At 60.0% G+C, this 21,749-nt stretch carries 21 protein-coding genes; 13 read left to right on the forward strand and 8 right to left on the reverse strand.

Annotation, left to right across the window (positions count from 1 at the left end; genetic code table 11):
- The first annotated feature begins 3 nt into the window (after window positions 1-3).
- Window positions 4-321: a TfoX/Sxy family protein gene (locus FHT76_RS30105; protein WP_016554111.1), complete on the forward strand. Its 318-nt coding sequence runs from the start codon at window positions 4-6 to the stop codon at window positions 319-321.
- 3 nt (window positions 322-324) lie between these two features.
- On the opposite strand, the gene FHT76_RS30110 is transcribed toward FHT76_RS30105, so the two are convergent.
- The 5 genes from FHT76_RS30110 to FHT76_RS30130 all read right to left on the reverse strand — a co-directional run bounded on the left by FHT76_RS30110 (window position 325) and on the right by FHT76_RS30130 (window position 5,089).
- Window positions 325-747 carry an NUDIX domain-containing protein gene (locus tag FHT76_RS30110; protein WP_183862586.1) on the reverse strand — a complete coding sequence of 141 codons (423 nt, stop codon included), beginning with the start codon at window positions 745-747 and terminating at the stop codon, window positions 325-327.
- A gap of 7 nt (window positions 748-754) precedes the next feature.
- Window positions 755-2,242, reverse strand: coding sequence for a DEAD/DEAH box helicase (locus FHT76_RS30115; RefSeq protein ID WP_114712783.1), 1,488 nt, complete (start codon window positions 2,240-2,242; stop codon window positions 755-757).
- 157 nt (window positions 2,243-2,399) lie between these two features.
- The gene (locus tag FHT76_RS30120) at window positions 2,400-3,698 is read right to left on the reverse strand and encodes a M23 family metallopeptidase (RefSeq protein ID WP_183757434.1); all 1,299 of its coding nucleotides are present in this window, start codon (window positions 3,696-3,698) and stop codon (window positions 2,400-2,402) included.
- Between the two features lie 96 nt (window positions 3,699-3,794).
- Entirely contained in the window at window positions 3,795-4,619 is an 825-nt protein-coding gene (locus FHT76_RS30125) for a ferritin-like domain-containing protein (protein ID WP_183862584.1), read from the reverse strand.
- Window positions 4,616-5,089, reverse strand: a complete 474-nt coding sequence (locus FHT76_RS30130) for a peroxiredoxin (RefSeq protein WP_183862581.1) — start codon at window positions 5,087-5,089, stop codon at window positions 4,616-4,618. The genes FHT76_RS30125 and FHT76_RS30130 overlap by 4 nt, the downstream gene beginning before the upstream one ends.
- A gap of 119 nt (window positions 5,090-5,208) precedes the next feature.
- On the opposite strand from FHT76_RS30130, the gene FHT76_RS30135 reads away from it, so the two are divergent.
- Window positions 5,209-8,601 (forward strand): DUF3971 domain-containing protein, encoded by a 3,393-nt coding sequence (locus tag FHT76_RS30135; protein ID WP_259128551.1) that lies wholly within the window; start codon window positions 5,209-5,211, stop codon window positions 8,599-8,601.
- A 51-nt stretch (window positions 8,602-8,652) separates the two neighbouring features.
- Here the strand turns inward: FHT76_RS30135 and tyrS are convergent, their stop codons facing one another.
- Window positions 8,653-9,909, reverse strand: a complete 1,257-nt coding sequence (gene tyrS / locus FHT76_RS30140; protein ID WP_183862577.1) for a tyrosine--tRNA ligase — start codon at window positions 9,907-9,909, stop codon at window positions 8,653-8,655.
- A gap of 116 nt (window positions 9,910-10,025) precedes the next feature.
- On the opposite strand from tyrS, the gene FHT76_RS30145 reads away from it, so the two are divergent.
- Together FHT76_RS30145 and FHT76_RS30150 are read left to right on the forward strand one after the other, a co-directional pair.
- A complete protein-coding gene (locus FHT76_RS30145) occupies window positions 10,026-11,144 on the forward strand; it encodes an anhydro-N-acetylmuramic acid kinase (protein ID WP_183862575.1) in 1,119 nt (372 codons plus the stop codon).
- 38 nt (window positions 11,145-11,182) lie between these two features.
- Window positions 11,183-11,665 (forward strand): GNAT family N-acetyltransferase, encoded by a 483-nt coding sequence (locus FHT76_RS30150; RefSeq protein WP_183863012.1) that lies wholly within the window; start codon window positions 11,183-11,185, stop codon window positions 11,663-11,665.
- Here the strand turns inward: FHT76_RS30150 and FHT76_RS30155 are convergent.
- Window positions 11,662-12,339 (reverse strand): alpha/beta hydrolase, encoded by a 678-nt coding sequence (locus tag FHT76_RS30155; protein ID WP_016554101.1) that lies wholly within the window; start codon window positions 12,337-12,339, stop codon window positions 11,662-11,664. The genes FHT76_RS30150 and FHT76_RS30155 overlap by 4 nt on opposite strands.
- A 203-nt stretch (window positions 12,340-12,542) precedes the next feature.
- Here FHT76_RS30155 and FHT76_RS30160 point away from each other — a divergent pair, with 203 nt between their 5' ends.
- From FHT76_RS30160 to FHT76_RS30200, 9 genes are all read left to right on the forward strand, one after another.
- A complete protein-coding gene (locus FHT76_RS30160) occupies window positions 12,543-13,709 on the forward strand; it encodes a cysteine desulfurase family protein (RefSeq protein ID WP_183757428.1) in 1,167 nt (388 codons plus the stop codon).
- A 144-nt stretch (window positions 13,710-13,853) separates the two neighbouring features.
- Window positions 13,854-15,323 (forward strand): Fe-S cluster assembly protein SufB, encoded by a 1,470-nt coding sequence (gene sufB / locus FHT76_RS30165; RefSeq protein ID WP_183862573.1) that lies wholly within the window; start codon window positions 13,854-13,856, stop codon window positions 15,321-15,323.
- A gap of 73 nt (window positions 15,324-15,396) precedes the next feature.
- Complete coding sequence (sufC, locus tag FHT76_RS30170; RefSeq protein ID WP_259128553.1) at window positions 15,397-16,152, forward strand: Fe-S cluster assembly ATPase SufC; 756 nt, start codon at window positions 15,397-15,399, stop codon at window positions 16,150-16,152.
- A gap of 23 nt (window positions 16,153-16,175) precedes the next feature.
- Window positions 16,176-17,450, forward strand: coding sequence for a Fe-S cluster assembly protein SufD (gene sufD, locus FHT76_RS30175; RefSeq protein ID WP_183862571.1), 1,275 nt, complete (start codon window positions 16,176-16,178; stop codon window positions 17,448-17,450).
- Window positions 17,451-17,462: 12 nt separating this feature from the next.
- Window positions 17,463-18,704 (forward strand): cysteine desulfurase, encoded by a 1,242-nt coding sequence (locus FHT76_RS30180; RefSeq protein ID WP_183862569.1) that lies wholly within the window; start codon window positions 17,463-17,465, stop codon window positions 18,702-18,704.
- A gap of 11 nt (window positions 18,705-18,715) precedes the next feature.
- On the forward strand, window positions 18,716-19,096 hold the full coding sequence (locus tag FHT76_RS30185) for an SUF system Fe-S cluster assembly protein (RefSeq protein WP_016554095.1): 381 nt from the start codon (window positions 18,716-18,718) through the stop codon (window positions 19,094-19,096).
- A 77-nt stretch (window positions 19,097-19,173) separates the two neighbouring features.
- Window positions 19,174-19,566 carry a Fe-S cluster assembly scaffold SufA gene (gene sufA, locus FHT76_RS30190; protein ID WP_016554094.1) on the forward strand — a complete coding sequence of 131 codons (393 nt, stop codon included), beginning with the start codon at window positions 19,174-19,176 and terminating at the stop codon, window positions 19,564-19,566.
- 135 nt (window positions 19,567-19,701) lie between these two features.
- Window positions 19,702-20,319 (forward strand): LysE family transporter, encoded by a 618-nt coding sequence (locus tag FHT76_RS30195; RefSeq protein WP_183862567.1) that lies wholly within the window; start codon window positions 19,702-19,704, stop codon window positions 20,317-20,319.
- A gap of 311 nt (window positions 20,320-20,630) precedes the next feature.
- On the forward strand, window positions 20,631-21,413 hold the full coding sequence (locus FHT76_RS30200; protein ID WP_183863010.1) for an alpha/beta fold hydrolase: 783 nt from the start codon (window positions 20,631-20,633) through the stop codon (window positions 21,411-21,413).
- 56 nt (window positions 21,414-21,469) lie between these two features.
- Here the strand turns inward: FHT76_RS30200 and FHT76_RS30205 are convergent, their stop codons facing one another.
- Complete coding sequence (locus FHT76_RS30205; protein WP_183757422.1) at window positions 21,470-21,742, reverse strand: DUF982 domain-containing protein; 273 nt, start codon at window positions 21,740-21,742, stop codon at window positions 21,470-21,472.
- Between the last annotated feature and the right edge of the window lie 7 nt (window positions 21,743-21,749).

Here is a 21,749-nt window from a genome sequence, read left to right on the forward strand (position 1 = left end):
GGAATGGATTCGGCGGCGATCGAAGAGATGTTTCAAGGGCTTGGCCCCGTTACCATCAAGCGGATGTTCGGTGGCAAGGGCATCTATCATATGGGCCGGATCGTTGCGGTCGAGGTGCGCGGAGAAATGCTGCTCAAGGCCGACGAGCGGAGTGCTTCCGAGTTCGCGGCAGCGGGAGCCACGCAATGGGCCTATGAAGGGAAGAAGGGAAGCCCTGTGAAAATGCCATATTGGTCGATCCCGGACGATGCCTATGATGACCCTGATCTCATGGCGCGATGGGTACGGCTTGCCTATGAAGCGGCGCTCCGTGCGGAATAAGTCTTAGAGAAATTCGTCCGCGTTCAGCCGCTCCATGGCAGCGGTTGCAAAGGCGGAAAGCGGCCGCGGGAGGTCGGCACGACCGAACCACCCGAAGTCCGAGAGCTTTTCCGGCTCAGTAAGCTGCGGTTCGCCGTCAAATTCGGACGCGATGTAGAGCAGAGAAACCCAATGCTGCTCGTCTGTCGTACTGATAACTTCGGCAGGGCCGAGGAGATTGATACGGCCGATCGAAAGTCCCGTTTCTTCTTCCGCTTCCCGGCGCGCCGCTTGCTCGGCCGGTTCCATATGATCCACCTTGCCGCCCACGATACTCCAGTGGCCGGCCTCAGGGGCCCGAATACGCTTGTAAAGTAGGATCTTGCGATCCCGCAAGATCACCAGGCCAACGCCGACGCCCGGAAAATCGATGCCCGGCGTACCCATGGGCTCGTCAGATCTTGGCGTTTGCCGTGATCAGCATGAAGGCGGGAATCTCATCGCCGAAGCCGACAGGTGTCGGGCCGTCATCGTGGTCACGGTAGCGCCGGCGGTCGCGATTGTCATCGTTTGCCGGATAAGGACGAGCGGCGCGCGTGTTGTGGTGCGGCTTGTTTTGTTCTGCTTTGCGCTCTTGCTTCACGCTTTCGACCTTTGCTGGTGCTGCTGTTTCCATCGTCTCGACGTCATTATCTGCGACGGCGATATCAGATTTATGACCTCCACGGCCCTTGCCGCGACCGCGGTCCTTGTCCCGGCCCTTGCGGCGCGAACGATCGTCGTCACGGCTCGGCTCGGGAGGGGGCAAGGCGGTGAGGTCACCGTTCAACCACTCGACCTTCTCGCCGATAAGTTTTTCGATCGAGTCGGCATGTTTCTGGTCATGGCGGGTGACGATGGTGAATGCAGCGCCGGAACGGCCTGCGCGGCCAGTGCGGCCGATGCGATGCACATAATCCTCGGAATGGATCGGAACATCGAAGTTGAAAACGTGGCTGACGTCAGGAATGTCGAGACCGCGGGCGGCGACATCGGAAGCCACGAGAAGCTGGAGGTTGCCATCCTTGAAGTTCTGCAGCATGGCCATGCGCGAGCGCTGGTCCATGTCGCCGTGTAGGGCGCCGGCGGAAAAGCCGTGGCGGTCCAGCGAACGGAAGAGCTCGGAAACATCCTTCTTGCGGTTGCAGAAGATGATTGCGTTCTTGAGATCGCTCTGTGCCTTGACGAGATCGCGAAGGACAGCACGCTTTTCGTAGTCCTTGCCATGCGAGGCGACGAAGCGCTGCGTCACGGTCTTCGCCGTCGACGCCGGCTTGGCGACCTCGATGCGCTCCGGATTTTGCAGGAAGCGATCGGCGAGCTTCTGGATTTCAGGCGGCATGGTGGCCGAGAAAAACAGCGTCTGGCGGGTAAACGGAATGAGTTTGGCAATGCGCTCGATATCGGGGATGAAGCCCATGTCGAGCATGCGGTCAGCTTCGTCGATGACGAGAATTTCAACGCCGCTCATCAAGAGCTTGCCACGCTCAAAGTGGTCGAGCAGCCGGCCGGGGGTGCAGATTAGAACGTCGGCACCGCGCTCAAGCTTGCGGTCCTGATCTTCGAAGGAAACACCGCCGATCAAGAGGGCGACGTTCAGACGATGATTCTTGCCATACTTTTCGAAGTTTTCGGCAACCTGCGCAGCTAGCTCGCGGGTCGGCTCCAAGATGAGCGTACGCGGCATACGTGCACGGGCACGGCCCTTTTCCAGCAGCGACAGCATCGGCAGAACGAACGACGCGGTCTTGCCGGTTCCGGTCTGCGCAATTCCGCAAATATCGCGACGTTCGAGCGCAAACGGGATCGCGCCAGCCTGGATGGGGGTTGGCGTCGTATAGCCCGCGTCGGTCACAGCGGAAAGCACTTTTTGGCTCAAGCCAAGATCAGCAAATGTCGTCAAAGGGAAAACTGTTTCCGTTCCGGTTCGGCCGCACTCTGATTGAGTCGGCGTGATTGCATGCCGCAATGCAGCGCGACATAAGCCGAAACTGTCCTTAAGTCAAGGAATACAGGCCTTGCAACCAGTGCAGAGGTAAAGACGTGGTTAGCGCGCGTAGTTACTTCATGTAACTGGCAAGCTTCAAGCCGGCATTCATGAAGTAAATGGGGTCGATGGCACGACCATTCTGGCGGACTTCGTAGTGCAAATGCGTGCCAGTGGACCTGCCGGTGCTGCCGGCCAGGCCGATCACGTCGTCGCGGTCAACCCTGTCGCCAATTTTCGCAAGAATTTCAGACATATGGCCGTAGCGCGTGGAAATGCCATTGCCATGGTCCACTTCCACCATGTTGCCATAACCACCCGTCCAGCCAGCCGCGATCACCTTGCCGGGCGCTGTCGGGCGCACTTTCTCGCCGGGCGTAAAGCGGAAGTCGATGCCCGAGTGCAGCGCCAGGCGCCCAAGGAACGGATCACGCCTGTTACCGAACGAACTCGTAATCTCCTTGCCAACTGCAGGGTTCTGGAACGGCAGCGATTCGGCGGTGCTTCGTACCGTCTCCAGGCGGGTGAGGGCATCATCGAGTTGCGTAAGCGAACTGTCGAAATCATCGGCGCTTTCGGGTTCAACATAGGGGCCGCCGACGGCGCTGTCGTCTTGTTTTGCGCGTTCTGCCGGCACCGAAATGCGGAAGCGCGTCAAGACCTTGGATATGGCATCGGCTGTACCGCCGGCATCGCTCGTCAGTTGGGCGATGCGATTGCGCTGCTTCTGTTCAATGTCCTTCAGCGACAGCGTCACTTTGGAGAAAACGCGATCGGCGCGATCGCCGACAGTCTCGTGCGCCGGGACATCTGTGGGCGAGGCATTGTCGGTCGTCACGTCGGCCGGTTCGTCAGCGCCAGCAAGTTCGTTTTCGATCGCCTGAACGGCACCCGAAAGCGACGCACGCTTGTTCTTCACCTCGGGAGCATACGACTGCAGCGGTGTCGTTTCTTTGCCGCCCAGCCCGGAATTTTCAGCGCGATCCAAGAGGGAGCCCAACTTGCCGTGGCGTGACGTCAGGGCCAGTTGCTGCTCCATCAGCTTGTCTACCTTGTCTTCGACAACTTGCTGATCAAGCAATTGACGCGACGTGACACGATCCACTTGAGCACGCAGAGCGGCGATCCGGTCTTCGTAATCATGTTGCATACGCGCCTGCCTGGCCATCGTCGCGCCGATCAGGTCGTCACGCAGGACGAGGTAGGAGGTGGCCAGCAGATAGCCGATCGAGAAGACGCCAACAAAACAGAAGGCGAGTGCTGCCATCCACGGCCGGACCGTCAGGTGACGGACCCGATCGCCGCTCGCCAGGATCAGGATATGCTCTTGTTTTCTTTGGCCGAATACGCGGCTCTGCTGTGCATGCGTCACGGAGAATCTCCCAATTGACGGCCAATGCCTCAATTGCCTTAATTACGCATGACTATGGTTAATATTTACTTAGGTCAGCATTGCTGTCGCTGCAGATCAGGCGTTGCTAGTCGATGTCAGCGAGCGGTAGAAGGACGGCGTCAGGCCCGCCTCGGCCCGCGCAATGTCGTTGAAGGGCGGCTTCAACGGACCGCGAAAATTCGCGCGCACCAATTCGTGGAACGTGCGAGCCGGATCCCGCCTTTCGCGCGCGCAGAGGAAGCGGAACCATTTGGCGCCAATGGCAACATGACCCTTCTCGTCATTGTAGATGACATCGAGCACGGCCGCACTCTCCATGTCCCCAGTCTCGCGCATCTTGGCCTGCAACGAAGGCGTCACGTCCAGGCCCCGCGCCTCCAGGATCAGCGGAACAACGGCAAGCCGCGCCGTCAGGTCATTCCGGGTCGAATGCGCGGCCTGCCACAGGCCATCGTGGGCGGGCAGATCGCCATAATCCGCGCCGAGGTCGTTCAGGCGGGCGCGCACCATGCGGAAATGCTTCGCTTCCTCAAAGGCAACCTGCATCCAGCCGTCGAAGAATGAGTTCGGCACCGGTTCGGTCGCGAATCGCGCCACGATATCAAGTGCGAGGTCGACAGCGTTAAGCTCGATATGGGCGATTGCATGGAGCAGCGCAATGCGTCCCTTCACTGTGTGCAGGGAGCGCCGTTCGACCTGCGTCGGCGGTATTAACTCCGGCTTATCGGGGCGGCCTGGCCTATCGGGCAGCGACGCGTCGAGCGGCGAACGCAGCGACAAGGTCCGGCCAAACCATCGCGTGGCAGTCTCTTGGGCAAGGGCAGTCTTCTCGTCGAGATCGGTCGCTCGGATGGCGTCAATCGCTCCGCCGCGCAACGATGTGATGGAGCGATGCGTCATCGTGAGAGGTTTTGCACTGCTGCAAGCACGATTTCAGCGTGACCGGACACCTTCACCTTCTGCCAGATCGTGCCGATCGTCCCGTCGTCGCGAACGAGAAACGTGGTGCGTTCTACACCCATGAAATTGCGGCCGTACATGGTCTTCTGCTTCCACACGCCATAGGCCTTAAGCGTCGTCTTCTCTTCGTCGGACGCCAAGACAACCGAAAGATTGTGTTTCTTGATGAAGCGATCATGACATTTGACCGAATCGGGAGACATGCCGATGACTGCGGCGCCGGCTTTTTCAAAGTCGTCGGCCAGTGCCGTGAAGGCGAGCGATTCCGCCGTACATCCCGTCGTGTCGTCCTTGGGATAAAAGAAAAGCACCAGCGGCTTACCACGGAATTCACCGAGCGAAACACGGCCTCCGCCGTCTCGCGGAAGATCAAAGTCCGGCGCTGCGGTGCCGATGCTTATATCCGCCATGGAGAAACCTTTCTTTTGCCGAGTTTGTGGATAACAGGTGATTTGCCAGATATATATTGGACGAACAATCGTCCAGCCAGTCTGGTCCAGACCACAAAATAAGGAGTTAGGCGAGGCGCATGTCGGCGATCCGCGGCGAAAAAATTAGATTCCGCAAGAAAGATATCGTCGCACTGCATGAGCTTCCCTCCGCGCAGGCCGAGGATCCCATCATTGTCAGCTGCCCGCCGTCGCGTTCGCGCATGCGCCGAACCGCGGGCGTCACTGGTGGTTGCGTTGCCGTTATCCTTTTCGTGCTCGCGGCGATCGCCTTCGCGGTGGAAAGCGGCATGTTCGACGCACTGCTTTCGCGACAGGCGCAGGTTGCATTGAACTCCGCCATCGGACCCCGCTATCGAGCGGAGGTCGGTTCGACCGTCATTCGCTTTACATCAAACCTGCGGCTTGCGCTCGAGGCGCGCGACGTCAGCATGATCGACGAGAAGAGCGGACAGCACCTATCGACAACGCATGCGATGCGCATCGCGCTTGACCCGCTGCAACTCTTCCGTGGCCGCATCGCGATTGCGCAGATCGAGGCGCAGGATATAGCGCTCGACACAGCGCTGCTGCCATCCGGAAAGCCGCTCAAGCTCGACGATGTTCGCGTCGACCAGATTCCCGCTGCGATGGAAGCCGCGTTCGCTCAGCTCGATATGGTCGACGGTTTTGTCGAGCGGGGCGGAACACGGTCGGTAAAGCTCTCGGGCATCGACATCAAGCTTGCCGATACTGCAAACGGTCCGCTTTCGATCGTGGTCAACAACGTGGCTTTCTCACGAACACGCCAGGGGGCACTGGCGCTTGATGGCGAGGTCGCGATCAACGGCAAAGCAGCAACGCTTAGCATCCTCACCGAAAGGACTGATGGACGCACCTCGAAACTGACCGGCCAGGTCGCGGGCGTCGATCTGGGGCCGTTCACGCTGAAGCGGAACGTTCAGGGTCAGATTCGACAAGGCATCGATGCCGCCAGTGATCTGACGATCTCTGCCGTTCGCGCCGGCGATCAAGAGCCGCCGGCGCTCGCTGCCGCAATCGAACTGAAGCCGGGACAGTTCTACATGGACGGCGACGAGCAAGAACTGAACGGCGGTCGCATCAATCTCGCCTATGATTTCTCCAAGCAGACGCTCGAGATTGCAAAGTCGCGCGTTCAGTTCGGCGCCACATCCGTGCCGCTCAGCGGCGCCCTTATCGATCTGGACAAAGTCGATGCGTCGGCAGGAAAGGGCTTCGGGATTGATCTCCTTGTCAGCGGCGGCACCGCGGCGCCGTCAGGGTCCGGCGAGCAACCTCTCGCCTTCGACATCCAGGCGACGGGTCGCTACCTCGTTGCCAGCCGTGAGCTCCAATTTCCAAACATGCGGGTTTCAAGCCCGGCCGGCGGTCTCTTTGGCTCGCTCCATGTCCGTCTCGCAGATGTGTCACCGGAGATCAGTTTTGCTGGTCAGTCACAGCAGCTGCAGACCACGGCGGTCAAACAGCTATGGCCGTTCTGGATGGCGTCGAAGGGTCGCGAATGGGTCCTTCGCAACCTCTTCGGGGGCACAGTTACCGACGCATCAATCTCTGTCTTCATTCCGTTCGGACGTCTTGATGAGGCGGTCGGCAAGGGGCTGAAACTCAATAAGGACCAGATCCGCATTGCGTTCGATATCGCCGATACGCGGATGAACGTCGCCGGTGACATCCCGCCGATACGCGATACGAGTGCTCACTTTGATCTCAGCGGTCCGCGCGCAACAATCTCCATCAAGGGCGGGACTGCATTCTTCCCTTCGGGACGATCTGTCAACGTCGGCGAGGGTACGTTTGTCATGCCGTCGACCTATGACAAGCCCCTCATGGCCGAGATCAATCTTCCCGTTTCCGGCGCGGCGGACGCCGTCGGCGAACTGCTGACCTACAAGCCGATCCAAGTACTCCAACGCGCTGGTTTCGTGCCTGAGGACCTCAAAGGCAAGGTGTCGGCAAAGGTGCAGGCACGCATCGGGCTGATCTCGTCCCAGAATCCTCCGCCGGCCGAGTGGAAGGCTGTGCTGCAGCTGCAGGATCTCGATATTGCCAAGCCAATTTCTGGCCGCAAGATCACCGGTCTCGACGGGGTTCTGAACGCCGACCCGAAACAGGTAAGCGTTGACGGCAAAGGGCTGATTGACGGGATTCCCGCTGGCATCAAACTCGTTGAGCCGACCGACAAATCGTCGGACGTCCAACCGCAACAAACCATCACAGCCACGCTCAACAACGACCAGCGTGAAAAAGTGCTACCCGGCCTCAACGACATCATCGATGGCAGCATCGATGTCGAGCTCAATCGTATCGATCAGGACCGGCAGGCGGTGTCGGTCGACCTTGGAAGGGCACGGCTGTCTCTTCCATGGATCGGCTGGTCGAAAGGAGCCGGAATCGGCGCGACGGCGACATTCGAGGCATCTGGCCCCGCCGACAATACTGAGTTGAAAAACTTCGTCCTCAAGGGGGATGGATTCGGGGCGAACGGCTCCCTTGTCATCGGCAAGGGCAACCTCATGAAAGCGGATTTCGACAGCGTCAAACTGTCGTCGCTCGATGATTTTGCGGTGTCGGTGAAGAGGAACAAGGGAGGGCTTGATGTCTCCGTATCCGGCGACAGCGCCGATGCGCGCCCGATCATCGCCCGGGTAAAGTCCGCCGGCGGCGGGGGCGGTGACTCCGATCGCAGCGGCAGCGTATCCGTCCGTGCCAAGCTCGGCCGCATCATCGGCTTCAATGACGAGAAGATGCGGAATGCCGACATGCTGTACGTTTCCGCCGATGGTCGGCTGCAATCGTTGAACTTCACCGGCGTCACCGACAGCGGCGAGGCGTTCGTAGCCCAGACGAAGGGCAATGGCGTTATCAACGTCACCAGCGGGGATGCCGGCTCGGTTTCGCGCTTCGCCGACCTCTATCAGCACATGATGGGTGGCTTGCTCAACATGCAGATCCGCCTTGGCGCTGGAGATCGCTGGGATGGCTCGATCGACATCAGGCGCTTCTCCCTGGTCAATGAGCAGCGTCTGCATTCAATTGTGTCGACGCCCGTCGGTCAGGAGCAACGAAGCCTGAATTCGGCGGTCAAGCGGAACATCGATACCTCCGCACAGCGGTTCCAGCGCGGTTTTGCCAGAATTGTTTCGCAGAACGGCGTGATCGGCATTGAGAACGGTGTTGTGCGTGGAGATCAGGTCGGCGCTGTATTCCAAGGCACGGTACGCGACCAGCGCGGCAATATGGACATGACCGGCACTTTCATGCCTGCGTACGGGCTCAATCGCCTGTTCGCCGAGTTGCCGTTAATCGGATTCATCCTCGGCAATGGCACGGATCGCGGCCTGATCGGCATTACCTTCAAGCTGACGGGCAAACTGGAATCCCCGGCTCTCATCATCAATCCGCTGTCGATCATTGCGCCTGGCGTCTTCCGCAACATCTTTGAATTCCAATAGGCACAAAAAAGCCGGCTCGAGGCCGGCTTTCGGTTTCCGATGTCGTCCGTGTTATGCGGCGCGGCGGATCAGAATGTGCTTCTTCTTGCCAAGCGAAAGCTTGATGACGCCATCGGCGGTAACTTCGCCACTGCCGATCACCTTGCGCTCATCACTGACGGCCTGGTCGTTGATACGTACGGCACCGCCCTGAACATGGCGGCGCGCCTCACCATTCGAAGCAGCAAGGCCAGCGCGGACGATCAGCGACAGAAGGCCGATGCCGCCGTCGAGTTCGGCAGCCGGTACGTCGACAGACGGAAGGTTTTCTGCAAGGCCGCCTTCCTCGAACGTCTTGCGGGCGGTTTCGGCAGCTTGTTCAGCGGCTGCACGGCCGTGCAGGATGGCGGTGACTTCCGTGGCGAGGATCTTCTTGACCTCGTTGATCTCGGAGCCGGCGAGCGCCGAAAGTCGTGCGATTTCGTCCATCGGTAGGGTTGTGTAGAGCTTTAGGAAGCGCGAAACGTCGGCATCCTCTGTATTGCGCCAGTACTGCCAGAAGTCATAGGCCGACAGCATGTCTGCGTTGAGCCAGACAGCGCCGGTGGCAGACTTGCCCATCTTCGCACCTGACGCGGTCGTCAGCAGCGGCGAGGTGAGGGCGTAGAGCTGCGGCGTCCCCATGCGGTGACCGAGATCGATGCCATTGACGATGTTGCCCCACTGGTCCGAACCACCCATCTGCAGACGGCAGTCGTAACGCTTCGCCAATTCGACGAAGTCGTAGGCCTGCAGGATCATGTAGTTGAATTCGAGGAACGACAGCGACTGTTCGCGATCGAGGCGCGTCTTGACGCTATCGAAAGCTAGCATGCGGTTGACCGAGAAGTGCCGGCCAACATCGCGCAGGAATTCAAGGTAGTTGAGAGATCTCAGCCATTCGGCATTGTTGATCATCAACGCGTCCTTCGCCTCTTCGCCGTAGGTCAGGTAATTCGAGAAGACGCGCTTGATCGAAGCGATGTTGCTCTCGATCGTATCGACGGTCATCAGCTGCCGCGCCTCCTCCTTGAAGGAGGGGTCGCCGACCATGCCGGTGCCGCCGCCCATCAGCGAAATGGCGCGATGGCCCGTCGCCTGCATCCAGTGCAGCATCATGATCTGGATCAGCGAGCCAGCATGCAGGCTAGGCGCGGTCGGGTCAAAGCCGATATAGGCTGTTACCGTTTCCTTGGCGAAGAGTTCGTCGAGGCCGGATTCATCGGAAATTTGATGAATGAAGCCGCGCTCTTTCAGCGTGCGGAGGAAATCGGATTTGAACTCGGACATGACCTTTTGCTCTCGGATGCGGATTTTCGGATTGGCTATTGTCGAAGTGACGCGGCGCGTTTAGCACTGTTTTGCCGAACAGTCACCATTTGGCAGGAATCTTCCAGCGAGGCTCCATGGAGAAGATCAGAACCGCGATCGGTTTGATGAGCGGAACGTCGATGGATGGTATCGATGTGGCGCTGCTGCGCACCGACGGCCGTACCGTCGTCGAACGCGGGCCCTCCCTTGGTGTCCCGTATGAGCCCGCCTTTCGCGACCGGCTGAAGGTTGCGCTGGAGCAGGCGAAAATTATCACGCGGCGTGAGCAGAGACCGGGCGAACTGGCATCAATCGAGCGAGAACTGACGTTGCGTCATGCAATTGCCGTTAGGCAATTTCTGGACGCGAACGCGCTGGATGCATCCGCGATCGACGTCATCGGCTTTCATGGGCAGACGGTGCTGCATCGGCCGGACGAGGCGCTGACGGTCCAGATCGGTGACGGGACGCTGCTCGCCCGCGAGACGGGGATACCTGTCGCCTATGACCTCCGCGCCAATGACATGGTCCACGGCGGTCAGGGCGCACCCCTGGTCCCGGTTTACCACGCGGCGCTTGCTGCTAACGTCGCTGATGCGACCTTGCCGGTCTGCTTCGTCAACATCGGCGGGATTTCCAACCTGACCTATGTCGGTGCTGATGGCATCATCGTCGGATATGATAGCGGGCCGGGCAATACGTTGATCGACCAGTGGGTTGAGACCCATGCGGGGGTGCCGTTCGATCAAGGCGGCATGATTGCCTCGGAGGGACGGGTGATCGACGATCTCGCGGATCGCTATTTGAGCAGCCCGTTCTTTACAGCGGAGAAGCGGCGCTCGCTTGACCGCAACGACTTTCCACCACCTTCAGGCTCGGACGCAGAGCTTGCGGATGGTGCGCGCACCCTTGCGCATGTCGCCGCCGCGTCGATCATCAAGTCCGCGGGTCACCTGCCAGTGATGCCGACGCTGTATATCATCTGCGGAGGTGGGCGCCTCAATCGCGTGCTGATGCAGGATCTGAAGGATCTGGCGCAAAGACGGGGCGCCGAGGTGATTGCAGCGGAAGAAGCGGGGTTCAACGGTGATTCCATGGAGGCGGAAGCCTGGGCTTATCTCGCTGTTCGGTCGCTGGACGGCCTGCCTTTAACATTTCCGGGAACGACGGGAGTTGGTACGCCTGTCAGCGGCGGTGTGGTGGTGAAGCCGTGAGGCAGGTCATTCTGGAGACGCCCCGGCTTGTCGCCGTCATGTGGGAACCCGACGATGCCGGTCTCATTCAGGAGCTTCACTCGACGATCGAGACGACGCGATATCTTTCCGGCGCAGCCCCATGGTCGCGAGAGAAGGCCGACGAGCGACTGCGCAGCTGGTTCGGCGAGCAGGCGCGGGACGGAACGACGAAATACAAGGTTATGAGTCGTGAGGATGGCCGCTTCATCGGTCGCGCGGGCTTTTCGCTGTTCGGCGGCGACAGGCAGGATTTCGAACTCGGGTACTCGCTGAGGCAGCAGGAGTGGGGCAAAGGCTATGCGACGGAGATTGCCAGCCGCCTGATGGACTGGTTTTTCCGGCGGAACTTTGCGCAACAGTTCATCGCATTCACCCATCCTGACAATGCCGCGTCCCAGCATGTCCTGACGAAAATAGGCATGCGAAGCCGCATGCCTATGATCATTGACGGATTGTCCTGTCCGACGTTCGAAATGACCGCCGGGATGCGATCGGCCTAGCGGATGCGCTTGGCGGCCGGCTCAGGCACCAGTTCGCCATTCAGGCGGCGATCGAGGTAATCCTCGCATTCGCCCATCAGCGTCTCGACCTGGCCGTTGAAGAAGTGGTTGGCGCCCGGCACCGTGCGGTGCGTGATCAGGATACCCTTCTGCGTCTTCAGCTTCTCGACGAGGCCGTTCACATCCTTTTCGGGCGCGACCTTGTCGGCTTCGCCGTTGATGATCAGGCCGGACGACGGGCAGGGTGCGAGGAACGAGAAGTCGTAGGTATTCGGCTGCGGCGCAATCGACATGAAGCCTTCGATCTCAGGACGACGCATCAGGAGCTGCATGCCGATCCAGGAGCCGAAGGAATAGCCGGCAACCCAGCATGTCTTCGAATCGGGATGCAAGCTCTGCACCCAGTCGAGGGCCGAGGCCGCATCGGAAAGCTCGCCGGCGCCGTGGTCGAATTCGCCCTGGCTGCGACCGATTCCCCGGAAGTTGAAGCGCAGCGTCGTGAAACCGCGCTTCTGGAACATGTAGAAGAGCTGGTAGACGATCTGGTTGTTCATCGTGCCGCCGAACTGAGGGTGCGGGTGCAGGATGAGGGCAATCGGCGCGCTCTTTTCCTTGGAGGGCTGGTAGCGGCCTTCAAGGCGGCCTGCGGGGCCGTTGAAAATGACTTCGGGCATCGGTACTCCGGCGTTTATTTCTTCGCGTTCACGCTGCGCAGACTTGACGAACGTTGTCAGCTTTTCTAAAACGCAGTTTAGAACAATTCGAAACTTGCATGGCGATCCACGCATTGTGGGATGTGTCATAAGGCAAGCCCGGCCGAAATTTCAAGGAAAATGAGCCGAGGCGTCGTGCAAGCTTAAAGCGCAGGACAAAGATCATGGCGCCGCCACGCCTTTATCTCGACTGGAACGCGACTTCGCCGCTGCATCCACATGCGCGCGACGCGGTTCTGCGCGCGCTGGATCTGTTCGGCAATCCGAACTCGGTGCATGGCGAAGGCCGCAGCGTCCGAGCTGCGATCGAACACGCGCGGCGGCAGGTCGCTGTCCTTACGGGTGCCGATGCCGCGCATGTGATCTTTACCAGTGGCGCTACCGAAGCAGCCAACATGGTGCTGACGCCTGATTTCAAGATGGGGCGGACGCCAATAGCCATCGGTCGGCTCTATTATTCGGCGGTCGAGCATCCGGCCGTGCGGGAGGGTGGTCGGTTTTCGAAGGAGCAGACGACGGAAATTCCGGTGACAGAGGCCGGTGTCGTCGATCTTGACGCTCTTGGCGCTCTGCTTGCTGCTCACGACAAGTCGGCAGGGTTGCCGATGGTCGCGGTCATGCTTGTCAACAACGAGACCGGCATCGTTCAGCCAATTTCCGATATTGCAAAGATCGTGCAGGCGCAGGGCGGGCTGCTTGTTGTCGATGCTGTACAGGCCGCGGGCCGACTGAAGCTCGATATCAACGAGCTTGGCGCCGATTTCCTGATCGTATCGTCGCACAAGATTGGCGGCCCCAAGGGCGCCGGCGCGCTCGTTACACGCGGGGAAGTGTTGATGCCACTGCCGTTGATCCACGGCGGTGGCCAGGAGAAGGGTCACCGCTCGGGGACGGAAAATTCATTGGCGGTGGTCGGCTTTGGCGCTGCCGCGGAAGCCGCTGTCGCGGAATTCGAGGCCCGCAACGCGGCAATTTCGGCGCTGCGTGACCGGCTGGAAAGCGGTATGCGTGGGGCTGCACCCGATGTTGTCGTCTACGGCGCCGAGGGAGCACGCGTTTCCAACACGACTTTCTTCACCCTTCCGGGGCTGAAGGCTGAAACGGGCCAGATCGCCTTCGATCTCGAAGGCGTTGCGCTTTCCGCCGGCTCTGCCTGCTCGTCCGGCAAGGTGGGCGAGAGTCATGTTCTGGTCGCCATGGGGCGTGATCCCAAGCTCGGTGCTCTGCGGATTTCGTTGGGCTTTGCCACGACCGAAGAGGAGGTCGACCGAGCGATTTCCGTCTTTGCGAAAATAGCCGCTCGGCGCAAGCCGGCCGGAGAGGCGGCGTGACCGCTTCATAAATTTGCGGAAAGGCAATTTTCCGCTTGCCATTCGGGCTGAAAAGTCCCTTTTGGCCACCTACATACGGGGCAAACCTATACTGCCCGAACGACAAGCTGCCGGACCTTTTCTCCGGCGAGATTGGAGAATGACATGCCCGCCGTCCAGGAAACGGTTGATCGCGTCCGCGAGATTGACGTCGATCAGTATAAATACGGTTTCGAGACCATCATCGAAATGGACAAGGCACCCAAGGGCCTGTCCGAAGATATCATCCGTTTCATCTCCGCCAAGAAGCAGGAACCGGAATGGATGCTCGAATGGCGTCTGGAAGCCTACAAGCGCTGGCTGACGCTGGAAGAGCCCACCTGGGCGCGCGTCGACTATCCGAAAATCGATTTCAACGACATCTACTACTACGCCGCGCCGAAAAGCACGCCCGGCCCGAAGTCGCTCGACGAAGTCGACCCTGAAATCCTCAAGGTCTACGAGAAGCTCGGTATTCCGCTCAAGGAGCAGGAAATCCTGGCCGGCGTCGAAAGGCCGAAGATCGCAGTCGATGCCGTCTTTGACTCCGTTTCGGTCGTCACGACCTTCAAGGAAGAGCTGAAGAAGGCCGGCGTGATCTTCATGTCGATCTCGGAAGCGATCCGCGAGCATCCGGAACTGGTGCAGAAGTACCTCGGCTCCGTCGTTCCGACCTCCGACAACTATTATGCGACGCTGAACTCGGCTGTCTTCACCGATGGGTCGTTCGTGTTCGTTCCGAAGGGCGTTCGCTGCCCGATGGAGCTGTCCACCTACTTCCGCATCAACGAGAAGAACACCGGCCAGTTCGAGCGGACGCTGATCATCGCGGAAGAGGGCGCCTACGTCTCCTACCTCGAAGGCTGCACCGCCCCGCAGCGCGACGAAAACCAGCTGCATGCGGCTGTCGTCGAGCTCGTGGCTCTCGATGATGCCGAGATCAAGTATTCGACTGTCCAGAACTGGTATCCTGGTGATGCGCAGGGCAAGGGCGGTATCTACAACTTCGTCACCAAGCGCGGCGACTGCCGTGGTCACCGGTCGAAGATTTCGTGGACGCAGGTCGAAACGGGTTCGGCTATCACCTGGAAGTACCCGTCCTGCATCCTGCGCGGCGACGACTCCAGAGGCGAATTCTACTCGATCGCCGTGTCGAACGGCCACCAGCAGATCGACTCGGGCACGAAGATGATCCATCTCGGCAAGAACACGTCGAGCCGCATCGTTTCCAAGGGCATTGCCGCGGGCGTGTCGCAGAACACCTATCGCGGACAGGTCTCGGCCCACCGCAAGGCGTCGAACGCGCGTAACTTCACGCAGTGCGACTCGCTGCTGATCGGCGACAAGTGTGGCGCGCATACGGTGCCGTACATCGAGGCGAAGAATTCGACGGCGCAGTTCGAGCACGAAGCGACGACCTCGAAAATTTCCGAGGACCAGCTGTTCTACTGCCTGCAGCGCGGCATCCCGACCGAAGCGGCGATCGCCCTGATCGTCAACGGCTTCGTCAAGGAAGTCCTGCAGGAACTGCCGATGGAATTTGCCGTCGAGGCGCAGAAGCTCATCAGCATCTCGCTCGAAGGCAGCGTCGGCTGACGCAACACGACAATGAATGCGCGAGGGCGCGTGGATCGCGCCTTTCTCCGATTGCTTTTTATGGGACAAGACCATGCTTGAGATTAAGAACCTGCACGCCCGCATCGCCGAAGACGGCACAGAGATCATCCGCGGCCTGAACCTCACCGTGAAGGCCGGCGAAGTTGCCGCCATCATGGGCCCGAACGGCTCCGGCAAGTCGACGCTCTCCTACATCCTGTCGGGCCGTGAAGACTACGAAGTGACCGAAGGCGACATCCTCTACAACGGCGAGAGCATCCTGGAACTCGACGCTGCCGAGCGCGCGGCCAAGGGCATTTTCCTCGCCTTCCAGTACCCGGTCGAAATTCCGGGCGTTGCCACCATGCAGTTCCTCAAGGTCGCGATGAATGAGCAGCGCAAGGCTCGCGGCGAAGAAGAGCTGAAGACGCCTGACTTCTTGCGCCTCGTGAAGGACGCTGCTGGCAAGCTGCAGATCAACACTGAGATGCTGAAGCGCCCGCTGAATGTCGGCTTCTCCGGTGGTGAGAAGAAGCGCGCCGAAATCCTGCAGATGGCATTGCTGCAGCCGCAGCTTTGCGTCCTCGACGAAACCGACTCCGGTCTCGACATCGACGCGCTGAAGATCGTCGCCGATGGCGTCAACGCGCTGCGTTCGCCTGATCGCGCCGTCATCGTCATCACGCACTACCAGCGCCTGCTCGACTATATTGTCCCGGATACGGTTCACGTTCTCTACAAGGGCCAGGTGATCAAGTCGGGCGACAAGACGCTGGCGCATGATCTGGAAGCCAATGGCTACGCCGACATCATCGGTGCGGCAGCCTGATTACGGCGGAAAGGACGAGTCTCATGAACATGCAGACGACGAGCCGCCAGACCGCCGCGGAAGCGGCGCTCATCGAGGCTTTCAATGATCAGATCGGCGAACTGCCGGGCGACGGTTCGGTTATCGCCATCCGCGACCGCCTGCTTGACGACCTGAAGAAGGCCGGCCTACCGACGCGTCGCGTCGAGGCCTGGCACTATACCGACCTCAAGACCCTGCTTCGGACCATTCCGGACCAGGCAGGCGACGCCGGTTCGGAAGCCCGCGACCCGCTGGTCGAAGAGTCCTCGGTTCTCTCGGTCATTCAGGGCGTTCCCGACCTCAAGCGTTCGGTAGACGGGTTGGAAATTTCGGGCTACGCGGCCCAGCTTTCAAACGGCACGGCTGCCACCAGCCTTGGGGCGCTCGGCAGCGACGACGCGATCGGTCGCATCAACGGCAGCTTCGTGCGTGATGGCTATGTCCTCGACGTTCCCGCCGAGACTTTGCTCGAAGAACCGCTGGAGATCCAGTTCGTTCACGCTGGTGGTCAGGCGCATACGCGCCTGCCGGTCAGCTTCGGTGCCAACATCAAGGCGACCGTTATCGAGCGTCACCTTGCAGTGACGTCGGATGCGGCATTCGTGTCGCATGTCAGTGACATCACGGTCGGAGAGGGCACCGAGCTTACCTGGATCATCGTCCAGCAGCAGGGTGCCGAGGATACACATCTTGGCCAGATCCGTGTCGACCTCGGGGCCGATGCCAAGCTGAAGCTCTTCATCATCAACGCCGGTGGCAAGCTGGTTCGTCAGGAACTGCACATCAAGGTGACGGGCGAGGGTGCCGATCTGACGCTGCGCGGCATCAACCTGCTGGGCGCCGAAACACATACCGACGTGACCATGGTTCTCGGCCACAACGTTCCGCATACGGGTTCCACCGAAGTGATCCGCAACGTGGTCTTCGACCGCGCCAACGGCGTCTTCCAGGGTATGATCCGGGTTGCGCCTGATGCGCAGAAGACTGACGCGAAGATGGCATGCAACACGCTGCTGATGTCCGACGACGCCGAATTCTCGGTGAAGCCGGAACTCGAGATCTTTGCTGACGACGTTCAGTGCGGTCACGGCGCGACCGTTGCCGACATCGATCACAACCATCTCTACTACCTGATGGCTCGCGGTATTCCGGAGAACAAGGCGCGCGCCATGCTCGTCAACGCCTTCGTTGCCGAGATCGTCGAGGAACTGGAAGACGAAGCCCTGGTCGAGTCGCTGGAAGGCGTCATCTCGGCCTGGCTCGAAAAGCACGCCTGATCGGATAGCGTCATGGACAAGATAGTTCCGGCCACAGCATACGACGTCGAAGCCATTCGCAAGGATTTTCCGATCCTTGCGAAGGAGGTCTATGGCAAGCCGCTGGTCTATCTCGACAACGGCGCCTCCGCACAGAAACCGCAGGTCGTCATTGATGCGATCTCGCATGCCTATTCGAACGAGTATGCGAACGTTCATCGCGGCCTGCATTTTCTCTCGAATGCGGCGACGGACGCCTATGAGGGCGCACGCGAGAAGGTGAGGCGCTTCCTCAATGCGCCCGATGTCAACGACATCATCTTCACGAAGTCTTCGACGGAGGCGATCAACACCGTCGCCTATGGCTGGGGCATGCCCAAGATCGGCGAAGGGGACGAGATCGTCATCTCGATCATGGAGCATCACTCCAACATCGTGCCGTGGCATTTCATCCGCGAGCGGCAGGGCGCCAAGCTGGTCTGGGTACCTGTTGACGACGAGGGCGCTTTCCATATCGAGGATTTCGAGAAGAGCCTGACGGAGCGGACGAAGCTAGTCGCCATCACGCATATGTCGAACGCGCTCGGCACGGTCGTTCCGGTCAAGGAAATCTGCCGGATCGCACATGAGCGCGGTATTCCGGTGCTGGTCGATGGATCGCAGGGCGCCGTCCATATGCCCGTCGACGTGCAGGACATCGATTGCGACTGGTACGTCATGACCGGCCACAAGCTCTATGGGCCGTCGGGCATCGGCGTGCTCTACGGCAAGAAGGATCGGCTACGCGAGATGCGGCCCTTCCAGGGTGGCGGCGAGATGATCTTCGAGGTGACGGAGGATGCCGTGACCTACAACGATCCGCCGCATCGATTCGAAGCCGGAACACCGCCGATCGTGCAGGCGATAGGGCTCGGCTACGCGCTTGATTACATGGAAAAAGTCGGCCGGGAGGCGATTGCACGCCATGAAGCTGATCTCGCCGCCTACGCCGCAGAGCGACTGCAGGCGGTCAATGCATTGCGGGTGTTCGGTACGGCGCCGGGCAAGGGCGGTATCTTCTCCTTCGAGCTTGCCGGTCTGCATGCTCATGACGTGTCGATGGTGATCGACCGCCAGGGTGTTGCGGTTCGCGCAGGCACACATTGCGCCATGCCGCTCTTGAAACGCTTCGGCGTCACCTCCACATGCCGCGCGTCCTTCGGGATGTATAATACACGGGCCGAGGTCGATGCCTTGGCCGATGCGCTTGATTATGCGCGCAAGTTCTTTGCCTAAGGAGTGTCCATATGAGCCTGGACGAAAGCGAACAGAAGATCGACGTGCGCGAAGGCATCGTGCATTCCAGCATTCCGGCCGATGAACTGGCACGGCTTAGCGACGATGTGATTTCAGCACTCAAGACGGTCTATGACCCGGAAATTCCCGCTGACATCTTCGAGCTCGGGCTGATCTACAAGATCGACATCGAAGACGACCGCATGGTGAAGATCATGATGACGCTGACGGCGCCTGGCTGCCCCGTCGCCGGCGAGATGCCCGGCTGGGTCGAGAACGCCGTTGGGGCGGTCGAGGGCGTGTCAGGCGTCGAGGTCGAGATGACCTTCGATCCGCCGTGGACGCCGGACCGCATGTCGGAAGAGGCGCAGGTCGCTGTCGGCTGGTATTGATCGGTTAAGCTGCTGGCACTACATTTGAATCATGAAACGCCGGACCTTTAATCCGAGCGCGGAAGGAGAAGAGGCCAATGGGCTTTGCAATAATGAGCATGACGGACGCTGCCGCGAACCGCGTGAAGGCGATCGTCGAAAACTCCGGACCGGAAGCCAAGGGCGTCCGCGTCGGCATCAAGAAGGGTGGTTGCGCAGGGATGGAATATACCATCGACCTCGTGACCGAGCCGAACGCGAAGGATGACCTGATCGAACGCGATGGCGCCAAGGTCTGGGTCGAACCATCGGCTGTGCTCTACCTCCTCGGCACAGAAATGGGCTTCGAAAGCACGACGTTGCGCTCGGGCTTCATTTTTACCAACCCCAACCAGACATCGGCTTGTGGCTGTGGCGAATCCGTCGAGCTAAAGCCCGCGGACCTCGCAGCGCTAGCCGCCCAGGGCAATGCTGTCGTGCCGGCGCACTGATTGTCACAATCGATCGAATCATCGACAAGGCTGCCGTCTCGGCAGCTTTTTTCGTTTTACCTCCCTGCGGCTGCCGTTTATGGCCCGGTGTCGAGAGCTCGTGAAAGGCGCCAGCGAAAAGGAATCCGCGGAAGAATGCTACTACTGTTCCTGAAAGGCGCTTTGCTGGGTGTCATCATCACCGCGCCACTTGGGCCGATCGGGATGCTATGCATTAACCGCACACTCGAGCGCGGCTTTCTGGCTGGCTTTTCTTGCGGCTTCGGGACGGCGGTGGGCGACGCCAGCTACGCTCTTGCGGCGGTAACGGGCATTGCCGTTTTTGAGGAGTTGATGTCGGCCGCTACCCTGCCATTGGCATTCGGCGGAGGACTACTGTTGCTGGCGCTCGGTTATCGCGGATTGACCCACGATCCAGTTCGCGCTGCAGATGTCAGGGCGGGTGGGCTACTTGGCACGACGTTAGCGACATTCCTGCTTACGATTTCCAATCCGGCGACCATTCTCTCGTTCGGCGCTCTCTTTGCCGGCTTTGGGCTGACGGAGGAGACCCGGCGCTTCAGCTCGGCAGCCATCGTCGCTGGCGTATTCTGCGGATCGCTTGGCTGGTGGCTTTCTCTAAGCGGCGCAGTGAACCTTGCAAGGGGAAAACTGCCCAAGGACTTCACGACGAAGGTCGCGCGAGGAACGAGCCATCTTTTGATCCTCTTCGGACTTCTTGCACTCGCCTCGGCGGTCTATTCGCTTCTTTAGAGCGTCATTGCAGTTGATCCTGAGTCGTCGCGCAGGTTTGTGTCGCGACCTATACCTATGTCTAGCGCAGGATAGATTGACCGGTTGCCGCTTCCTGAATAGCTTCATTGGCGAACGAGTGCAGTGCGAGAGCGCTTGAGAGCTCTTCGCAAAGGTCGTTCCAAGGGAGTTACCCAGCGCCAACGGCGCCGGTCTAACAGCGACAAGAAAAGCCACTTCGAACGAGTTTTTCAGGCCCACATGGTTGTGTGCGCAGCCACAGCTGCGCGCCCATTCTGCAGACAGTTCAACGTTTAGGGACATCGATCATGATGATGATGAACAGACGAACATTCTCAGCAGCACTCGTGGCAGGCGCTGCAGCTTCCCTCATATCTCCGCGCAGCATGGCAGCGCCTACCTCCCCGACGAGGGCCCGAAACGTCGTATTGGCACACGGACTGTTCGCCGACGGTTCCTGCTGGACCGACGTCATTGCTCGACTGCAAGCTGCAGGGCTCAATGCGACGGCCGTGCAGAACCCGCTAACGACGCTCCCCGAAGCCGCAGCCGCGGTGCAGCGCGTGCTCGACCGGCAGGATGGTCCAACGGTACTGGTCGGTCATTCGTTCTCCGGCATGTTGGTTACCGAGACGGGGGTGCATCCGAGCGTATCGGCGCTCGTTTTTGTCGCTGCGCGTGCGCCTGACGCCGGCGAAGACTATACGGCCCTTGCCAAGACATTTCCGACACCGCCTGCTTCAGCAGGGATAGTCTTCGATGGCGACGAGGGGCGGCTGACCGAAGCGGCGTTCCTGCGTGATTTTGCCGGAGATCTCCCCGAGGCGAAGGCTAAGGTGCTCTATGCGGTGCAGGAGCCATTCCACAAGGCGCTCCTCACGGGTAAGACGACACAGGCGGCATGGCGTTCGAAGCCCAGCTGGTATGCCGTTTCCACTGAAGACCGAACGATCAATCCCGACCTCGAGCGTTTCATGGCCAAGCGCATGGGCGCCAAGACCATCGAGCTGGAATCGAGCCATTTGTCACTGATTTCGCACCCGGACGCCATTGCCGGCTTAATCCTGGATGCCGCGGGGCAACAGAGGGCATAGCAAAAATCCCCGTTGCTCGCTCTGGACGCTGACACAACGAAAGCACGGGCTGGCGGTCAGCTCTTGATGTCGATACCGGCCTCGACGGCGGCGGCTATGAACGCTTCGCGGGCGTCGTCGTTGGTGCGCTTGCCCTTGATGACGTCGGCGCAGACAAGCAGCGCCTTGTCGAGTGCCGTGCCGTCTTCTGTCGGCCAATCCTCGATCATGGCCCAGGAGGCTGCCTGCGTTGTCGCGATCGTCACATAGTTGCCGGGCTCTTCGAGCGCGAGCAGCACCGGCTTCGGCCAGGGCGCCTGCGTCACGGAATCGGCGTCGTCTTTTGGCATTCCGCTC

The sequence above is a fragment of the Rhizobium sp. BK176 genome (assembly GCF_024808055.1).